The 1668-nt window shown below is 66.6% G+C and carries 1 protein-coding gene; it reads left to right on the top strand.

The features are described 5' to 3' along the window. On the top strand, positions 1 to 1668 hold a 1668-nt coding region (locus sphst_RS10235), incomplete at both ends, for an IlvD/Edd family dehydratase (protein ID WP_107045488.1).

The raw sequence follows: 1668 nt of genomic DNA, 5'->3' as shown, positions 1-1668 counted from the left end.
CGGGCAAGCCGATCATCGGCATCGCGCAGACCGGCAGCGACCTCAGCCCCTGCAACCGCCATCACCTCGTGCTCGCCGAACGTCTGCGCGAAGGCATTCGCGAGGCGGGCGGCATCGCGCTCGAATTCCCGGTCCACCCGATCCAGGAAACGGGCAAGCGACCGACCGCCGGGCTCGACCGCAACCTCGCCTATCTGGCGCTGGTCGAGGTGCTCTACGGCTATCCGCTCGACGGCGTCGTACTGACGATCGGCTGCGACAAGACGACGCCCGCCTGCCTGATGGCGGCGGCGACGGTCAACATTCCCGCCATCGCGCTGTCGGTGGGCCCGATGCTCAACGGCTGGCACAAGGGTGAGCGGACCGGCTCGGGGACGATCGTGTGGAAGGCGCGCGAGCTGCTCGCGACCGGCGCGATCGATGACGAAGGCTTCATCAAGCTCGTCGCCTCGTCGGCGCCCTCGACCGGCTATTGCAACACGATGGGCACCGCGACGACGATGAATTCGCTCGCCGAGGCGCTCGGCATGCAGCTGCCCGGCTCGGCTGCGATCCCCGCGCCTTATCGCGACCGCCAGGAGGTCGCGTACAAGACCGGCAAGCGCATCGTCGACATGGTCGCCGAGGATCTGAAGCCCAGCGACATCCTGACCAGGGAGGCGTTCCACAACGCGATCGTCGTCAATTCGGCGATCGGCGGATCGACCAACGCGCCGATCCACCTTGCCGCGATTGCGCGCCACATCGGCGTCGACCTGCCGATCGACGACTGGCAGACGCATGGTCACAAGGTGCCGCTGATGGTCAACCTTCAGCCCGCCGGGGAGTATCTCGGCGAGGATTATTACCATGCCGGCGGGGTGCCAGCGGTGGTCGCCGAGCTGATGAAGCAGGGGCTGATCCACGAGGACGCGATGACCGCCAACGGCAAGAGCATCGGCGACAATTGCCGCACCGCGACGATCGAGGACGAGCGCGTCATCCGCCCGTTCGCGACCCCGCTGCTGCAGGATGCCGGCTTCATCGTCCTGCGCGGCAATTTGTTCGACAGCGCGATCATGAAGACGAGCGTCATCTCGCCGGAATTCCGCGAACGCTATCTCAGCAATCCTGACGATCCCGAAGCGTTCGAAGGCCCCGCGGTCGTGTTCGACGGCCCCGAGGACTATCATCACCGGATCGACGATCCGTCGCTCGGCATCACCACCGATACGCTGCTCTTCATGCGTGGCGCCGGGCCGATCGGCTATCCCGGTGCCGCGGAAGTGGTCAACATGCGTCCGCCCGCCTATCTAATCCGCGAAGGCGTCCACGCGCTTCCATGCATCGGCGACGGTCGCCAATCGGGCACGTCGGGCTCGCCGTCGATTCTCAATGCCAGCCCCGAGGCGGCGGCAATGGGTGGCCTCGCGCTGATCCGCACCGGCGACCGGGTTCGCATCGATCTCGGCAAGGGCAGCGCCGATGTCCTGATCTCCGATGAACAACTCGCCGAGCGGCGCCGCACGCTGACTGCGGCGGGCGGCTATGCCTTCCCGCGCTCGCAGACGCCGTGGCAGGAAATCCAGCGCGCCACCGTCGGCCAGATGGAAACCGGCGCCATCCTCGAAGGTGCCGAGAAATACCAGCGGATCGCGCAGACGATGGGTCTACCGCGCGACAATCACT

This window comes from Sphingomonas sp. STIS6.2 (assembly GCF_000732685.2).
GTDB classification, from domain to species: domain Bacteria; phylum Pseudomonadota; class Alphaproteobacteria; order Sphingomonadales; family Sphingomonadaceae; genus Sphingomonas; species Sphingomonas aerolata.
The sequence above is the reverse complement of the archived record's forward strand: the minus strand, read 5'-3'. Positions and strand labels throughout refer to the sequence as shown.